The organism is Caulobacter sp. FWC26 (assembly GCF_002742645.2).
Taxonomy (GTDB): Bacteria; Pseudomonadota; Alphaproteobacteria; order Caulobacterales; family Caulobacteraceae; genus Caulobacter.
Map to the genome: position 1 here is coordinate 281173 of NZ_CP033875.1, position 15356 is coordinate 296528.

13 protein-coding genes and 3 pseudogenes are annotated in these 15356 nt (G+C 67.7%); 11 read left to right on the forward strand and 5 right to left on the reverse strand.

From position 1 onward, the window contains the following. Window positions 1–65: 65 nt before the first annotated feature. Window positions 66–995 (reverse strand): 4-hydroxybenzoate octaprenyltransferase, encoded by a 930-nt coding sequence (gene ubiA, locus CSW63_RS02985; protein WP_062094940.1) that lies wholly within the window; start codon window positions 993–995, stop codon window positions 66–68. A gap of 131 nt (window positions 996–1126) precedes the next feature. On the opposite strand from ubiA, the gene CSW63_RS02990 reads away from it, so the two are divergent. From CSW63_RS02990 to CSW63_RS03000, 3 genes are read left to right on the forward strand one after another with little or no spacing between them, the layout of a single operon-like run. Then, window positions 1127–1372 (forward strand): hypothetical protein, encoded by a 246-nt coding sequence (locus CSW63_RS02990; RefSeq protein ID WP_062094942.1) that lies wholly within the window; start codon window positions 1127–1129, stop codon window positions 1370–1372. A gap of 38 nt (window positions 1373–1410) precedes the next feature. Further along, on the forward strand, window positions 1411–1692 hold the full coding sequence (locus CSW63_RS02995) for a DUF454 family protein (RefSeq protein WP_062094944.1): 282 nt from the start codon (window positions 1411–1413) through the stop codon (window positions 1690–1692). A gap of 32 nt (window positions 1693–1724) precedes the next feature. After that, window positions 1725–3518: an ABC transporter ATP-binding protein gene (locus CSW63_RS03000; protein WP_062094946.1), complete on the forward strand. Its 1794-nt coding sequence runs from the start codon at window positions 1725–1727 to the stop codon at window positions 3516–3518. Here CSW63_RS03000 and CSW63_RS03005 read toward each other — a convergent pair. Continuing rightward, window positions 3499–5247, reverse strand: a complete 1749-nt coding sequence (locus CSW63_RS03005; RefSeq protein ID WP_062094952.1) for a DUF4153 domain-containing protein — start codon at window positions 5245–5247, stop codon at window positions 3499–3501. The genes CSW63_RS03000 and CSW63_RS03005 overlap by 20 nt on opposite strands. 100 nt (window positions 5248–5347) lie before the next feature. Here CSW63_RS03005 and CSW63_RS03010 point away from each other — a divergent pair. From CSW63_RS03010 to CSW63_RS24070, 3 genes and pseudogenes are all read left to right on the forward strand, one after another. Beyond that, window positions 5348–6846 (forward strand): annotated as a pseudogene (locus CSW63_RS03010) (S10 family peptidase). A gap of 66 nt (window positions 6847–6912) precedes the next feature. Then, the gene (locus CSW63_RS03015; RefSeq protein ID WP_062094955.1) at window positions 6913–7299 is read left to right on the forward strand and encodes an iron chaperone; all 387 of its coding nucleotides are present in this window, start codon (window positions 6913–6915) and stop codon (window positions 7297–7299) included. Beyond that, window positions 7299–7411: pseudogene (locus CSW63_RS24070) on the forward strand (hypothetical protein); the annotation flags it as partial. The gene CSW63_RS03015 and the pseudogene CSW63_RS24070, both read left to right, overlap by 1 nt. Window positions 7412–7431: 20 nt before the next feature. Here CSW63_RS24070 and ppk2 read toward each other — a convergent pair. Next, window positions 7432–8193 carry a polyphosphate kinase 2 gene (gene ppk2, locus CSW63_RS03020; RefSeq protein WP_062094958.1) on the reverse strand — a complete coding sequence of 254 codons (762 nt, stop codon included), beginning with the start codon at window positions 8191–8193 and terminating at the stop codon, window positions 7432–7434. Window positions 8194–8239: 46 nt separating this feature from the next. On the opposite strand from ppk2, the gene CSW63_RS03025 reads away from it, so the two are divergent. After that, window positions 8240–8956, forward strand: a complete 717-nt coding sequence (locus CSW63_RS03025) for a 16S rRNA (uracil(1498)-N(3))-methyltransferase (RefSeq protein ID WP_062094960.1) — start codon at window positions 8240–8242, stop codon at window positions 8954–8956. Window positions 8957–9097: 141 nt separating this feature from the next. Beyond that, window positions 9098–10459 carry a glutamate--cysteine ligase gene (locus tag CSW63_RS03030; RefSeq protein WP_062094962.1) on the forward strand — a complete coding sequence of 454 codons (1362 nt, stop codon included), beginning with the start codon at window positions 9098–9100 and terminating at the stop codon, window positions 10457–10459. Window positions 10460–10696: 237 nt separating this feature from the next. Here the strand turns inward: CSW63_RS03030 and CSW63_RS23635 are convergent, their stop codons facing one another. After that, complete coding sequence (locus CSW63_RS23635) at window positions 10697–10993, reverse strand: DUF427 domain-containing protein (protein WP_246842042.1); 297 nt, start codon at window positions 10991–10993, stop codon at window positions 10697–10699. 85 nt (window positions 10994–11078) lie between these two features. Between CSW63_RS23635 and CSW63_RS24075 the strand changes: the two are divergent. The 3 genes and pseudogenes from CSW63_RS24075 to CSW63_RS03045 all read left to right on the forward strand — a co-directional run. After that, a pseudogene (locus tag CSW63_RS24075) lies at window positions 11079–11205 on the forward strand (hypothetical protein); the annotation flags it as partial. A gap of 3 nt (window positions 11206–11208) precedes the next feature. Then, window positions 11209–13089, forward strand: coding sequence for a peptide MFS transporter (locus tag CSW63_RS03040; protein WP_062094966.1), 1881 nt, complete (start codon window positions 11209–11211; stop codon window positions 13087–13089). A 273-nt stretch (window positions 13090–13362) separates the two neighbouring features. After that, entirely contained in the window at window positions 13363–13860 is a 498-nt protein-coding gene (locus CSW63_RS03045) for a GNAT family N-acetyltransferase (protein ID WP_062094968.1), read from the forward strand. 14 nt (window positions 13861–13874) lie between these two features. Here CSW63_RS03045 and tldD read toward each other — a convergent pair whose 3' ends face one another. Then, window positions 13875–15311 (reverse strand): metalloprotease TldD, encoded by a 1437-nt coding sequence (gene tldD, locus CSW63_RS03050; RefSeq protein ID WP_062094970.1) that lies wholly within the window; start codon window positions 15309–15311, stop codon window positions 13875–13877. Between the last annotated feature and the right edge of the window lie 45 nt (window positions 15312–15356).

Consider the following 15356-nt stretch of genomic DNA (forward strand, 5'->3'; position numbering starts at 1 on the left):
GCGGCGGCCCCTGGGTCCCGGCTCTGCGCGCTTCGCGCTTGGCCGGGATGACAAGGGGTTTGAGGCTAGAAGCTCACCCCGGGCTTCCACAGCCCGGCCGCCAGGCCTGCGAACACCAGCAACCCCGCCAGCGCGTTCGACTTGAAGAGCTTCAGCGCGCCGGGACCGTCTTCGATGCGCACGGCGGCGGCTTGGCGCGACAGGTGCAGGGCGAACAGCGCCGCCAGCGGCAGGAACAGCGGTCCTATGTCGCCGACCCAGCCGGCCAACACCAGCAGGATAAAGCTCACGAGATAGAAGCCGGCGACGCCCGCCTGGACGTGCTGGCCAAGCCGACGGGTCGAGGACTTGATCCCCGCCAGGGCGTCGTCCTCGATGTCCTGGATGGCGTAGATCGTGTCGTAGCCCAGGGTCCAGAAGATCCCCGAGGCGTAGAGCAGGGCGGCGGACCACGACAGGTGGCCGGTGGCGGCGGCGTAGCCCAAAAGGGCGCCCCAGTTGAAGGTCAGGCCCAGCCACGCCTGCGGCCACCAGGTGATCCGCTTCATGAAAGGATAGGCGGCCACGAGGGCGAGCGACAGCACGCCCAGCAGAATCGCGGTCCATCCCAGGCAAATCAGGATCAGGAAACTGACCAGGCAGCAGCCGACGACGAACAGCCAGGCCTGCTTGACGGTGATCAGCCCCGCCGGGATCGGGCGCATGGCGGTGCGGGCCACCTGGGCGTCGAAGTCGCGGTCGACGATGTCGTTGAAGGCGCAGCCGGCCGCCCGCATCAGGGCCGCGCCGACGAAGACCGCCAGCAGCAGCAGCGGATTGGGCCAGCGGCCCTGCTCGGCGGCGGCCAGGGCGATGCCCTGCCAGCCGGGGAGCATCAGGAGCCAGATCCCGACCGGCCGGTCGAAGCGGCCCAGCTTCAGCCAGGAGCGCAGGCGCTCGGGCGCGTGGCGGTCGACCCAGTTGGTGGCGGTGGCGTCGGGCAGGATGGTGCTCATGCGGCGAGGCTTAACCCGCAATCCGCGCGCTCGTCCTATAGAGAAGATCGATCCACACGAGAAAAATGATCAGTTGGATTTATTTTCCGGTGGCGACCATGTGTCTTTGACCAAAAGGACAGGAGACCGCCATGACCACCGCCGCAATCCGCCTCTCGGGCTGGAGCCTTCTGGTCGCCGGCGTTGGCGCGGGCGTTGTTCTGCCGCATCCGGTCACGACGGCGCTGTGGACGCTGTCCGCCAAACTGTTCGGCCGCGTGGGCGACCAGGGCATGGTCCGCCGTCTCACGGCGGCGACCAAGTTTGGTCCGCGCATTCGCGAAAGGCTCAGCCGATCCTCGCCGCGCCGCTTCAGCAGGGCGCTGGAAGCGTTCTGAGGCTTTCGGCCGCGTCGCAAACGCTCTAGCGTCTGCGAATGGATCGCAAACCCGTCCGCAAACCGCGCCGCAGCCTGACCCGGGCTGAGCGCTGGGTGCTGGATGGTCTGGGCGGCGCGCTGCTGGCCACCGGCGCGGTCGGCGCGGTGGTGCCGGGCATGCCGACCACGGTCTTCTGGATCGGCGCGGTGCTGTGCTTCCTGAAGACCCGTCCCCACGCCGTGCGCCCCATGCTGCGCGCGCCGGTGGTGGGGCCCGCGATCCGCTGGTTCCTGCGCTGGCGGCCGTTCGGCGGCGGGCGAAAGCGTGGGCGGGGCTGACGAGCGGCCGGGAAAGCCCTATCTCCCGCGCCATGACCGATATGCTCGAGGACGAAGACGAGACCGGCGCCCGGAAGCGCGCGCTGTCCAATCGCCAGGTGCTGGGCTTCGTCGCCCGGTTCTGGAAGCGGCGGCCGGTGCTGTTTGGCCTGGGCGTCGGCCTGACCCTGGTGGCCGTGGCCTTTGACCTGGCGCTGCCCTACGCCTCTGGCCACCTCGTGGACACGGTCGCCACCAAGCCGCGCGGCGATGCGCAAGCGTGGTCGGCGCTGGCGATCTTTGTCGGCGTCTATTTCGCCTTCGCGGTGGTGCGCAACATCGCTCACCGGTTCTGGATCCCGCTGGCGGCCCGGAACATGGAGGAGATGACCAACGAGAGCTTCGCCAAGGTGCAGGCGTTCTCGTCGGACTGGCACGCCGACAGCTTCGCCGGCGCGACCGTGCGCAAGCTGACCCGCGCCATGTGGGGCTATGACAGTGTCACCGACGCGGTGACCATCTGGCTGGGGCCGGGGGTCATCGTGCTGATCGGTCTCTCCATCGCCATGCTGGTGCGGCAGCCGCTGGCGGGCGTGATCTCGCTGGTCGTGGTGGCGGCCTACCTGACGGTGAACCTCGTCATTACCGAGCGCTATGTGCGGCCCAGCAACCTGAAGTCCAACGCGCTGGACTCCAAGATCGGTGGGGCCCTGGCCGATGCGGTGACCTCCAACCCGACGGTGAAGAGCTTCGGCGCCGAGACGCGCGAGGCCGAGCGTCTGGCCAAGGTCACGGCGCAGTGGCGCGACGCGGTGATGATCACCTGGAACCGCTTCACCGACGTGTGGCTGGGCCAGAACCTGCTGCTCGTGGTGCTGCAGGCCGGCCTGACCGGGGCCATGGTCTGGGGCTGGGCGCAGGGTACGGCCACGCCTGGCGACGTCGCCTTCGCCATCACCGCCTTCATGCTGATGAGCGGCTATCTGCGCAATCTCGGCGAGAACATCCGCATGCTGCAAAAGGGCCTGGACGATACCGAGGACGTCGCGGCCTGGACCCGCCTTGCGCCGCAGATCGCCGACGATCCGAACGCGCCCGACTTCCAGCCGGGACCTGGCGCGATCGAATTCAGGGACGTGACCTTCCGCTACAAGGCGGCCGGCGCGCCGCTGTACGACCGGTTCAGCCTGAAGATCGCCCCCGGCGAGCGGGTGGCGCTGGTCGGGCCGACGGGCTCAGGCAAATCGACCTTCGTCAAGCTGATCCAGCGTCTGCATGACCTGCAGGACGGGGCGGTGGTCATCGACGGCCAGGACGTCTCGAAGGTGAAGCAGGCCAGCCTGCGCCGCGCCATCGCGGTGGTGCCGCAGGACCCGGCGCTGTTCCACCGGACGCTGTTTGAGAACATCGCCTACGGCAAGCCGGACGCCACCCGCGAGGAGGTCGAGGACGCCGCCATCAAGGCCCGCGCCCACGAGTTCATTCTGCGCCTGCCCAAGGGCTACGATACCCTGGTCGGCGAGCGGGGCGTCAAGCTGTCGGGCGGCGAGCGCCAGCGGGTGGCCATCGCCCGCGCCTTCCTGGCCGACGCGCCGATCCTCGTCTTGGACGAGGCGACCTCGTCGCTGGACGTCGAGACCGAAGGCCACGTCCAGGCCGCCGCCGAGGCGCTGATGGAAGGCCGCACCACGATCGTCATCGCCCACCGCCTGTCGACGGTGCGCGGCGCCGACCGGATCCTGGTGTTCCAGGGCGGCCGCGTCGTCGAGGAAGGCCGCCACGCCGAACTGACGGCGAAGGGCGGGGTCTACGCCCGGCTGAACGCGATCAGCGCGGGGGTGGTTTGACGCTGACCTCGCAATCCTTGCTGGCCGGCTGGAGCGCTAGGCGTCGGCCGTCCAGGATCAGATCGCGACGCGCGACGGGCTCGCTCAGGCTCGGCGGCCCGGCCTTCATCCAGGCCTCCAGGTCGTAGCTCTCGCAGCCCACCGTCGCCACTGAGGTGAGCCGCCAGGTCTGATCCGCGCCTTCAGCGAAGACCTTCAAGCGATCGCCCTCGGCCAGCAGGACCTCGTCCTTGCCGTCGGCGTCGACGTCGGTGACCAGCGCCGGGCACTGCATGGCCGTGAAGGTGCAGTTCGAGCCCGAGGGCTTGGACCAGTCCTGCGTGACGAAGCTCTGGGGCAAAGCCTTGCCCGCCGGATAGACGGCCATAGCCTTGAAGTTCGGCCGAGCCTCTTCCGCCGCGACGCGCCTTTCCGTGCTGGCGGCGGCTTCCCGGGCCCGCTTGGCGATCTCACCGTTGGGATCCGTCTTGAGGCGGTCCAGAGCGTCACGACCATAGCGCCCCGCGTCAAACCGCAGGAACTGGAAGTCGAACTTGTCCGCAGCCACCTTGCCGGTCTCCAGGCGCTTGACCTGGCTCGCCACCGACAGTCGCGCCGGGTCGGCGATCGGGGTGAAGAGGGCGATCAACAGCAGGACGCAAACCGCCGCCATCAGCGGATTGGTCCGCTCCAGCGGTTTCATCCAGGGGCCAGGCTTCACGGCGGCGAGCGCGTAGCCGATCGTGAAGCCTATGGCGACCAGCAGGAAGACGCCAGCGAACACCCGCTCGGGCGTCAGGCCATACTGGTCGATCCGCAGCCATAGCGCATAGCCGGCCAGGATCACGATCGGGATCAGCAACAGGCCCGCGATCCGCGCCGCGAGGCGGGGGATCAGGTGAGGCGGCTCGTCGCCGTCCTGATAGGCGGCGTTGATCAGCAGGATCAGGGCGGCGGCGGCGGCCAGCAGCAGGGCGGTGGCGGCCTTGGTGCCCCACAGCGGCGCAAGACCCGTGAAGGGCAGGGTGGCCAGGAACCCGCCGCCGATCAGCACCATCAGCGGCAAGAGCCAGGTGAGCAGGGTCAGGCCCACGGTCAGGGCGCCACGCACTAGGCCCGCGCGCGCCTCGGTCAGCTGTACGGCCATGTGGACGGCGGCGGCGAACATCAGGCCGGTGGCCGGGAAGGCGAAGGCGGTTTCCCCGATCAGCTTACCGATGGCCGAGATCCCGATCAGCTTGAACAGCGCGGCGGCCAGGAACAGCAGCAGCCAGAAGGCGCCGGTGAAGGCCAGGGACAGCACCAGCCGCACGCCGTTGGTCCAGGTCAGGTCGAAATAGGCGGGATAGGGCGCGACGGCCTTGCCGGCCGCGTCGGCGGGCTGGACCAGATGGTGGGCGATGAACAGCATGGCGGCCGTCGCCAGGAACAGCGGCGGCGACAGCGGGCTGACGCCGATCCGGTCAGGCGCGGCCCCGACCCAGGCGGCGTGGACGGCCAGGATCGCCGTGACGGCGGTGGCCACGGCGCTCCAGATCAGCAGGTTCCGCCGACGCATGGCCGACAGCGCCGCCAGGGGCAGCAGCGGGACCATCAGCACGCAGACCAGCAGCGGCGCGTACAGCATCGGCTGCGTCGCGGGCCAGGCCTTCGACTCGTCGGCCTTTTGCAGCAGGAAGAGCGCCACGCCCTGGGCCAGACCGATGGCCAGGCGCAGAATAGCGGCGTCGCGCGATCGCGTGGCGTCCATGACAAGGTCCTCCCGTGCGCGGCCACACCACCACGTTGGCGCAAGGTTGTGAAGCCGCGCGCCTTGGCCTAGCAATTTCGCCCTCAGTGGAGGGGTATCGATGAAACAGTCTTTCCGAGCGGGCTTGCTGGCCCTGGTCGCCGTCGCCGCGCTGTCGGGTCCGGTCGCGTTCGCGCAGGACAAGGCGGGCGACAAGCCCGCCGCCGAGAAGTCGGGCTTGGACCTGCCGGCGTTTCCCGCCGAGAAGTCGGTCAAGCAGACCACGGTGCTGGCCGGCAAGACTCTGGCCTACACCGCCACGGTCGGCGCCCTTCCCGTGCGCGACGAGAAGGGCAAGAAGATCGCCGAGGTGGTCTATACCGCCTACACTCTGGACGGGCCACGCGACCCCAAGCGTCCGATCACCTTCGCTTTCAACGGCGGTCCTGGCGCGGCCAGCGTCTATCTGAACTTCGCCCTGGGCCCCAAGCGGGTGCAGTTCGGCGCCGAGGGCGACAGCCCTTCTGACTTCAGCAAGCTGGATGACAACCCGGCCTCGTGGCTGGATTTCACCGACCTGGTGTTCATCGATCCGGTCGGCACCGGCTTCTCGCGGTCGCTGGTCAATGAGGAAGAGACCAAGAAGCGCTTCTATGGGGTCAAGCAGGACATCGACTACCTGTCGCGGATCGTCTTCGACTACCTGGTCAAGACCGATCGCCTGACCTCGCCCAAGTACCTGGTCGGCGAAAGCTATGCGGCTTCCGCGGGCCGCGGTTGGCCTACACGCTGCAGACGGATCTTGGCGTGGCGGTGAAGGGCGTCGTGCTGGTGTCCCCGCTGCTGACCAGCGCCGGCCGCGTCTCGCAGGAAATCTCGCCGCTCCCGGCCATGTGGACCCTGCCGTCGATCGCGGCGGCCAAGCTGGAGCGCGACGGCAAGCTGACGCCCGAGAGCATCAAGGCCGTCGAGGACTACACGCGCGGCGAATACATGGTCGACCTGATGAAGGGCTCCGATCCCGCCGCGCTGGACCGCCTGACGACCAAGGTCTCGGCGATGACGGGGCTTGATCCGGCCTATGTCCGCCGCGCGGGCGGTCGTCTGGAGACCCAATCGTTCCTGCGCGAAGTGTTCCGCGACAAGGGGCGCCTCGGCAGCCGCTATGACAGCAACGTCACCTCGCTGGATCCTTTCCCCAACGCGCCCGAGCAGGAGGTCAACGATCCGATCCTCGACGCGATCATTGCGCCGACGACCAGCGCCGTCGTCGACTTCACCACCCGCGTGGTCGGCTGGAAGCCGGAAGGCCGCTACGATGCGCTATCCGACGTGGTGAACCGCAACTGGGATCGCGGTCGCGGCCCCGATACGGAGTCGGTCTCTGACCTTCGCAAGATCGTCTCGGTCGATCCCAAGCTGAAGGTGCTGATCGTCCACGGCTACAACGACCTGTCGTGCCCGTTCTTCGCCTCGCGCCTGATCGTCGACGCCATGCCGGCCACGGCCAATGGCCGCGTGACCCTGTCCAACTATGCCGGCGGCCACATGTTCTACAGCCGTCCGGACAGCGGCGCGGCGTTCCGCAAGGACGTCATGGCGCTGTACGGCGCGAAATAGTCGAGGCGTGGTGTCGGCGGGGGCGCTTCTGGAACGTCCTTTGCTCAATCGATCGAGGACCATCCGATGATGAAGCCGCCCGCCGCGTCCGTTGACGACTATCTGGCCAAGCTGCCCGCCGACCGGCGGGCGGCGTTGGAGACCCTCCGCAGCCAGATCCGGGCGGCGGCCCCAGAGGCGATCGAGGCGATCAGCTATGGCCTGCCGACCTTCAAGCTGAACGGCAATCTCGTCCACTTCGGCGCGGCGGCCAAGCACTGCGCCTTCTATCCCGGCGCGGTGATGGACGTGTTCGCCGAGCGTCTGGCCGGCTTCGAGACCGCCAAGGGCACGATCCGCTTCCAGCCGGAAGCGCCGCTGCCGCCGGCGTTGGTCGCGGACATTGTCCGCCATTGTGTGGTGCGGAACGCGCAGGTCGTGGCCGAGCGGAAGGCTAGGAAGAGGAAGGCTTAGACGCCCCCTCCGTCACGCGGCTGCGCCGCGCGCCACCTCCCCCGCAAGCGGGGCAGGAGGATGCCGCTTCTTCCTCACCCGCATCGCGGGGGAGGTGGCGCGGCGCCGATAGGCGACGTGACGGAGGGGGCGCTACCGCGCCAGTCTTCCGTCCTCCAGCGCCGCCGGCTCGAACGGGAAGATCACGTCCGGATCGGGCTTGGCCACGCCCTTCACGACCTTCTTGTCGCCCGCCGCATGCAGCAGCCAGCGGATGACGTTCAGCCGCGCGGCCTTCTTGTGGTCGGCGCGGACGCAGATCCAGGGCGCGACATCGCTGTGGGTTCGCATCAGCATGTCGTCGCGGGCGGCGGTGTAGTCGTCCCACTTCTCCTCGGCGACCTTGTCGAGATCGCTGGTCTTGAAGGCCTTCAACGGGTCTTCGCGACGGGCCTTCAGGCGCTTGGCCTGCTCGTCGCGGCTGATGTCCAGCCAGAACTTCACATAGCGCAGCCCGTTCTCGACCAGCATCCGCTCGAAGGCCGGCACGTCGCGCAGGAACTGCTCCTGCTGCTGCGGCGTCGAGAACCCCATCACCCGTTCAACGCCGGCGCGGTTGTACCAGGAGCGATTGAACAGCACCGTCTCGCCGCAGGCGGGCAGCCAGTCGACATAACGCTGGAAGTACCATTCGCTGCGTTCTCGGTCGGTGGGCTTGGGAAGGGCCACGACGGTGGTGGCCCGTCGCGAAAGGTGCTCGGTGATCCGGGCGATCACGCCGTCCTTGCCGGCGGCGTCGCGCCCTTCGAACACGACCAGGATCTTGTCGCCGGTCTCGATCGCCTTTTTCTGCAAGGCGATCAGCGCCAGCTGCAGCTGGACGAGTTCGGTTTCATAGTCTTCGGACTTGCTCATCTGGCGAGCCTACCCCCGAGCGTGCTGGTTAGGCTAGAAGGACGCCATGATCCGTCTCTTCGTTCCCAACGATCTGTCCGCTGGCGCGGGCGTCGTCCCGACCGTCGACCAGTCGCGCTATCTGACTTCGGTGATGCGCTTGTCCATCGGCGCGGAACTTCTGCTGTTCAACGGCCGCGACGGCGAGTGGCGCGCCACCATCGTCGAGGCCACCAAGCGCGGTTGCCTGCTGAAGGCCGAGGAACAGACGCGGCCGATGGCGCTGGGTCCCGACCTTGATCTGATCGTCGCCATGGTCAAGCGCGGCCGCGTCGAGACGATCGTCGAAAAGGCCGCCGAGCTGGGCGCGCGCCGGGTGCGCCTGACGATCACCCGGCGGACGAATGTCGATTTCGTCAAGCTGGGTCGCCTGGACGCCATCGCCATGGAGGCCGCCGAGCAGACTGGTCGCCTGGACGTGCCCGAGGTCGCCGACCCCGAGAAATTGGACAAGATTCTCGACAGCTGGGATCCGGCGCGTCGCCTGGTGTTCTGCGACGAGGGCGGCGACGCGCGGCCGATGATCGAGGCCTTGGCGGGAACCGGTGATCCGGCCGCCATTCTGATCGGACCCGAAGGCGGCTTTGCGCCAGAGGAGCGCGAGCGTCTGCGCGGGCTTTCCTTCGTCACGCCGGTGTCGCTTGGGCCACGCATCCTGCGCGCCGACACGGCGGCCATTTCGGCCATGACCCTGTGGCAGGCCGCCGCCGGGGATTGGCGCTAGGACGCAGATAAGCTCAAGGTCGCCCCTTGAGGTTCGCAAAGAAAACGCCCAACTGGGCGTGACCGAGTAGTATCGCCGTCGGCGGAGAGCATGGGCCCTCTCCTCCCGCAGCACCGCAAACCCTGGGGAGGGACGGCTCGCATGGCCGACACCGCTAGCGTCCAGGAGCGTCAACTGACGCTCGACGATCTGACCGCGTACTTCGCCAAGGGCTGCAAGCCCAAGGAGGCCTTCCGCGTAGGGGCCGAGCACGAGAAGTTCGGCTTCTATCTGGGCTCGCACGAGCCGGTTCCCTACGAGGGCGACAAGGGCGTCCACGCCCTGCTGACCGGCCTGCAGCGCTTCGGCTGGACGCCGGTCATGGAAGGCGAGGTCATCATTGGCCTGGAGCGAAACGGGGCCAATGTCAGCCTCGAGCCGGGCGGTCAGTTCGAGCTTTCGGGCGCGCCGCTCTCGACCATGCACGAGATCTGCGAGGAGACCGGCCAGCACCTGGACGAGGTCAAGACCGTCGCCGACGAACTGGGCCTGGGCTTCACCGGTCTGGGCTTCTCGCCGAAGTGGACCCGCGCCGAGGTCCCCGTGATGCCCAAGGGGCGTTACGTGATCATGCGCAACTACATGCCCAAGGTCGGTAATCTGGGTCTCGACATGATGCTGCGCACCTGCACGGTGCAGGCCAATCTCGACTTCTCCAGCGAAGCCGACATGGTCGCCAAGTTCCGGATGAGTCTGGCGCTGCAACCGATCGCCACGGCCCTGTTCGCCAACTCTCCGTTCACGGAAGGCAAGCCCAACGGCTTCCTCTCCGCCCGCGCCAATGTGTGGACCGACACCGATCCGAACCGCACGGGCCTGCTGGACTTCGTGTTCGAGGACGGCTTCGATTTCGAGCGCTACGCCCGCTACGCGCTGGACGTGCCGATGTATTTCGTCAAGCGCGGCGACAAGTACATCGACGTGGCCGGCCGGTCCTTCCGCGATTTCATCGAAGGCAAGCTGCCCGAGTTGCCGGGCGAGATCGCCACGATGAAGGACTTCGCCGACCATACCACGACGGCTTTCCCCGAAGTGCGGCTGAAGACCTATCTGGAGATGCGCGGCGCCGACGCCGGGCCGTGGAGCCGCCTCTGCGCCCTGCCCGCCTTGTGGACCGGCGTCTTCTACGATGACGCTGCGCTCGCGGCGGCCTGGGACCTTTGCAAGGACTGGACGATCGAGGACCGCGAAGGCCTGCGCCGCGATGTGCCCAAGCTCGGCCTCAAGGCCAAGGTCGCGGGTCGCACGGCCCAGGATGTCGCCAAGGACTTCGTGGCCATCGCGAGATCGGGTCTGAAGAACCGCGCCCTGCTGAACGGCGGCTTCCTCGACGAGACGATCTATCTGGGCGAACTGGAACAGATCGCCGAGAGCGGGATCACCCCGGCCGAGAAGTTGCTGTCGCTGTACAACGGCGCCTGGGGCGGCGACATCGACCGCGTGTTCACCGACTGCGCGTACTAGGCGGCCCCTAAGGCGCGCCGATATCCCGGTACGGTTGGTCGACCTCGCGTTCCTCGCGGTCGGGATCCGGCGAGGCGACATTCGGGGGCCAGTGTTCAGCCTGGCTGGTTCCGGACCCGCTGTCAGTGTGCCGGATCACCTCGCCAACATCCAAGGCCTGGGTCTGGGCCGGCGTAAGGTCGCCGAGCTGAAACTCGACGTGCTCAGGGTAGAAGGCCAGGCGTCCGGCGATCTGGATCAGGGCGGGGGCGGGGCCTCATAGGACCACACCGCATCCTCGATGATCTGGCGATCTCGATAGATCGTGAAATAGGTGGCCTGGCCCTTGTACGGACAGTGCGTGCTCTTGTCGGTCGGCCGCAGGAACGCCATTCGCACGTCGTCGCGCGGGAAATAATAGACCGGCGGGTAGTGAGCTTCCTGAAGGATCAGGGCGTCATCGCTGTCGGCGATCTCGTGGCCCTCGAAGAGCACCCGGACCACGCCGGGCGCGCGGGTGAGGGCGATGGGGTGACTTTCGTCCAGGGTCGTCATGATCGGGGGCTCGCGTTCGGTTTTCGGTATGCGCCCTTAACGCACGAGACAGCGGCCAAGCTTCCCGCTTCGAAAGGCCCTGACGGCCCCCACGCAAGCCGTTGCTTGTGAAACGGTCTCACGCGTGGTCTTCTCGCCGCCAAATTGGGGCCGGCGGGGATGATTTGACCATGGGGGGTCCGTTCCCGCCTCTCGTTACGATTCAAGGCTAGCGTATGAACATCGTTATCGCCGTGGGTATTCTGGTCACGCTCGTGACCGGCATCCCGGTCCTTGTCCAATTGCTGAAAGGCCATCCGCGCGGCCTGATCATCTGTTTCCTGGCCGAGATGTGGGAGCGCTTCTCCTACTACGGCATGCGCGCCATCCTGATCTTCTATCTGACCCAGCATTTCCTGTTCGATCCCAAGGCTGCGTCGGGCCACTACGGGTCCTACACCGCGCTGGTTTATCTGGTGCCGCTGATCGGCGGCTTCCTGGCCGACAAGTGGCTGGGCACCCGCAAGGCCGTCGCGTTCGGCGCCGTGCTGCTGGTCGCCGGCCACCTGGCCATGGCGATCGAGGGCAAGCCGGCTGTCCAGACCCTGACCTATCAGGGGGCGACCTACGAATTCCAGGCCGAGGGCCGGGGCCAGAATCGCGAGGCCAAGCTGGTGGTCGACGGCAAGGCCTATGAGGTCGCCGCCACCAAGGTCGGCGATTTCGAGATCAAGGGTCTGCCCGCCAATGCGCCGCTGCCGGCCGTGCTGCCCAAGGCGGACTACAAGCTGGACGTGACCGGTCGCGACCCGCTGTACCTGAACATCTTCTGGTTCTCGCTGTCGCTGATCATCCTGGGCGTCGGCTTCCTGAAGCCGAACATCTCGACCATCGTCGGCCAGCTCTATCCGCAGGGCGACCCGCGTCGCGATCCAGGCTTTACCCTCTACTACTACGGCATCAATCTGGGCTCGTTCTGGGCCTCGATCCTGTGTGGTCTGTTGGGCGTCAATGTCGGCTGGTGGGCGGGCTTTGGCCTGGCCGGCGTCGGCATGCTGGCCGGCTTCATCGTCTTCGTGCTGGGCAAGCCCTGGCTGGACGGCAAGGCCGAGCCGCCGGAGCCCAAGGTGCTGAAGGAAAAGGTCGCCGGCCCGATCAATCGCGAACTGGCCATCTACGCCCTTTCGCTGGTGGGCCTGGTCGGGATCTTCTTCCTGGTGCAGTTCAACGCCATCGTCGGCGTCGCCCTGAACATCGGCATCCTGGCTTCGCTGGCCTATATCGGCTGGTTCATGTTCACCAAGTGCGCCAAGGAAGAGCGCGAGCGCCTCGCGCTGGCGGTGTTCCTGATCTTCGGCGCGGTGGTGTTCTGGACCCTGTTCGAGCAGGCCGGTTCGTCGCTGAGCCTGTTCGCCGCCACCAATGTTCAGCTGGACCTCGTCCGCGAGCCCGTCCGCCTGTTCGGCGGCGCGGTGACGCTGGCGACGCCCGAGCAACTGGCCAAGGCGGGCATCGATGCGGCATCGACCTTCTGGGTGAACACCAGCTTCAACGCCCCGCAGACCCAGGCGCTGAACGCCGGCTGGATCCTGATCTTCGCGCCCGTGTTCGCGGCGATCTGGACCTTCCTCGGGGCGCGCGGCAAGGACCCGAACCCGGTCATCAAGTTCGGCCTGGCTCTGATCCAGGTCGGCGCCGGCTTCCTGCTGCTGCAGTGGGGCTCCACCTTCGCGGACGGCGCCTTCAAGCTGCCGCTGATTTTCCTGGTGCTGATGTACATGCTGCACACCACCGGCGAGCTGTGCATGTCGCCGGTCGGCCTGTCGCAGATGACCAAGCTGTCGCCCGCCTCGGTGGTGTCGTTCATGATGGCCGTCTGGTTCATGGCTGTGGCCATCGCCCAGTGGGTCGGCGGCAAGATCGCGGGCCTGGCGGCGACCGAGACGGTCGGCGGTCAGGTGCTCGATCCCGGCGCGGCCCTCGCTGCATCGTTGAAGGTCTTCAACGTCATCGGCCTGGTGTCGGTGGTGATCGGGATCGGCTTCCTGCTGCTTTCGCCGGTCCTCAAGAAGTGGTCGCATGGCGCCGACGACGTCGACCGCGCGAAGACAGCCTAAGGAAAGAAGGGCCCCGGCGAGGATCCGGGGCCCTTCGCGGAGGCGTGGAGGGGGCCACGCCTCACCTTCGGGTGGGACGGTCCTCGCGGTGGCTCAAACCGTGGGGACCGCTTCCGCTCCCAACCCGAACGATCTCGGCTCATTCGCCCTGACCTCGACCGTGCCTCTCGGGCCGGCGCGAGGAAAGTTACAAGCCCGACAGGTGGATTAAACCTTTGCAAGGTGGCGCGGAGCGGCGGCGGCTCGCTCTGAACCCGATGTGCAGGAGAGGCCGTGAGGCGAGTTTCGACACCCCTGGCGATCGCCGATCTCGCGGCGCCCGACGGCGCGGCCCTGCTGGCGCTGAACAACGCCCATGCCATCGAATTGTCGTGGCTCGAGCCTGAACGATTGGCGCATCTGGTCGGGCAGGCGTTCCTGGCGCGGCGTGTCGGCGCGGCCGACGCCCTGCTGCTGACTTTCGACCAGGACGCCGATTACGACAGCCCCAACTTCCTGTGGTTTCGCGCGCGCTATCCGAGGTTCGTCTATGTCGACCGCGTCGTCGTCGCCGACAGCGCACGGGGCCGGGGGCTGGCGAAGGCGCTGTACGACGACCTCTTCGCGGCGGCCAGGAGCGCCGGGCACGAGCGGATCGTCTGCGAGGTCAATTCCGACCCGCCCAATCCCGCGTCGGACGCCTTCCACGCCGCGCTTGGCTTCGTTCCGGTGGGGACGGCCGAGATCCAAGGCGGCAAGAAGACCGTGACCTATCTGGAGCGGCGGCTGTAGGGCGCAGAAGCGCCCTAAACCGCCGTCCCGCCGACGGTCAGGCCGGTGATCTTCAGCGACGGCTGGCCCACGCCCACGGGAACGCCTTGGCCGGACTTGCCGCAGACGCCGATGCCGGGGTCGAAGTCGAAGTCGTTGCCGATCATCGTCACGCGGGTGAGGGCGCTGGGGCCGTCGCCGATCAGCGTCGCGCCCTTGACCGGGGCGGTGATCTTGCCGTCCTCGACGAGGTAGGCCTCGGTGCATTGGAAGACAAACTTGCCGTTGGTGATGTCGACCTGGCCGCCGCCGAAATTGGCGCAGTAGAGACCGCGCTTCAGCGAGGCGATCATCTCTTGCGGATCATGGTCACCCGCCAGCATGCCGGTGTTGGTCATGCGCGGCATCGGCATGTGGGCGTAGGACTGACGGCGGCCGTTGCCGGTGGCCTTCATGCCCATCAGGCGCGCGCTCATCCGGTCGTGCATGTAGCCGACGAGAATGCCGTCCTCGATCAGGATGGTGCGCTCGGTGGGCGTGCCTTCGTCGTCGACGGTCAGCGAGCCGCGGCGGCCGGGGATAGAGCCGTCGTCGAAGACGGTGACGCCGGGGGCGGCCACGCGCTCGCCGATGCGACCGGAGAAGGCGCTGATGCCCTTGCGGTTGAAGTCGCCTTCCAGGCCGTGGCCGACGGCCTCGTGCAGCAGCACGCCGTTCCAGCCCGGACCCAGCACCACGTCCATCTCGCCGGCGGGGCAGGCGACGGCGTCGAGGTTGACCAGCGCCATGCGCAGGGCCTCGTCGACCTGGTCCTGCCACTTGTCGGGGCTGATCCAGGCGGCGAAACCGGCGCGGCCGCCGGCGCCGGACGAGCCGCTCTCGCGACGGCCGTCCTTCTCGACGGTGACCTGGACATTGACCCGCACCAGCGGGCGGACGTCGCGGATCAACCGGCCGTCGGCGCGCAGGATCTCGACGACCCGGCGCTCGCCGGCCATCGAGGCCATGACCTGCACGACGCGCGGATCGCGGGCGCGGGCGAAGGCGTCGATTTCCTGGAGGAGGGCGACCTTGTCGGAGAAGTCCGGCGCGCTGACCGGATTGTCCTCGCCATAGAGCTTTTCGTTGGTGGCGCGCGGACCTTCCGCCGACACCCCGGCGTGGCCGCGCTTGGCGAGGCTGGCGCTGTCGGCCGCGCGGCGGATGGCCGCCTCGCTGATCTCGGCGGCGTGGGCGTAGCCGGCCGTCTCGCCGGCCACCACGCGCAGGCCGAAACCCTCGCCCGAATCGTAGGAGGCGCTCTTGAGGCGTCCGTCGTCGAAGACGAAGGCCTCGCTCTCGGAGCGTTCGAGGAACAGTTCGCCGTCGTCGGCGCCGGTCAGGGCCTCGCCCAGGATCGAGCGGGCGCGGTCGGGATCGACACCGGCGGCGTCGAGGATCGAAAGGGAAGAGGCGGGGATCGGAGCGTTCATGGACCTACAGGTAGGCCTTCCGAGCGCGTCCGTCACCCCGCCCCT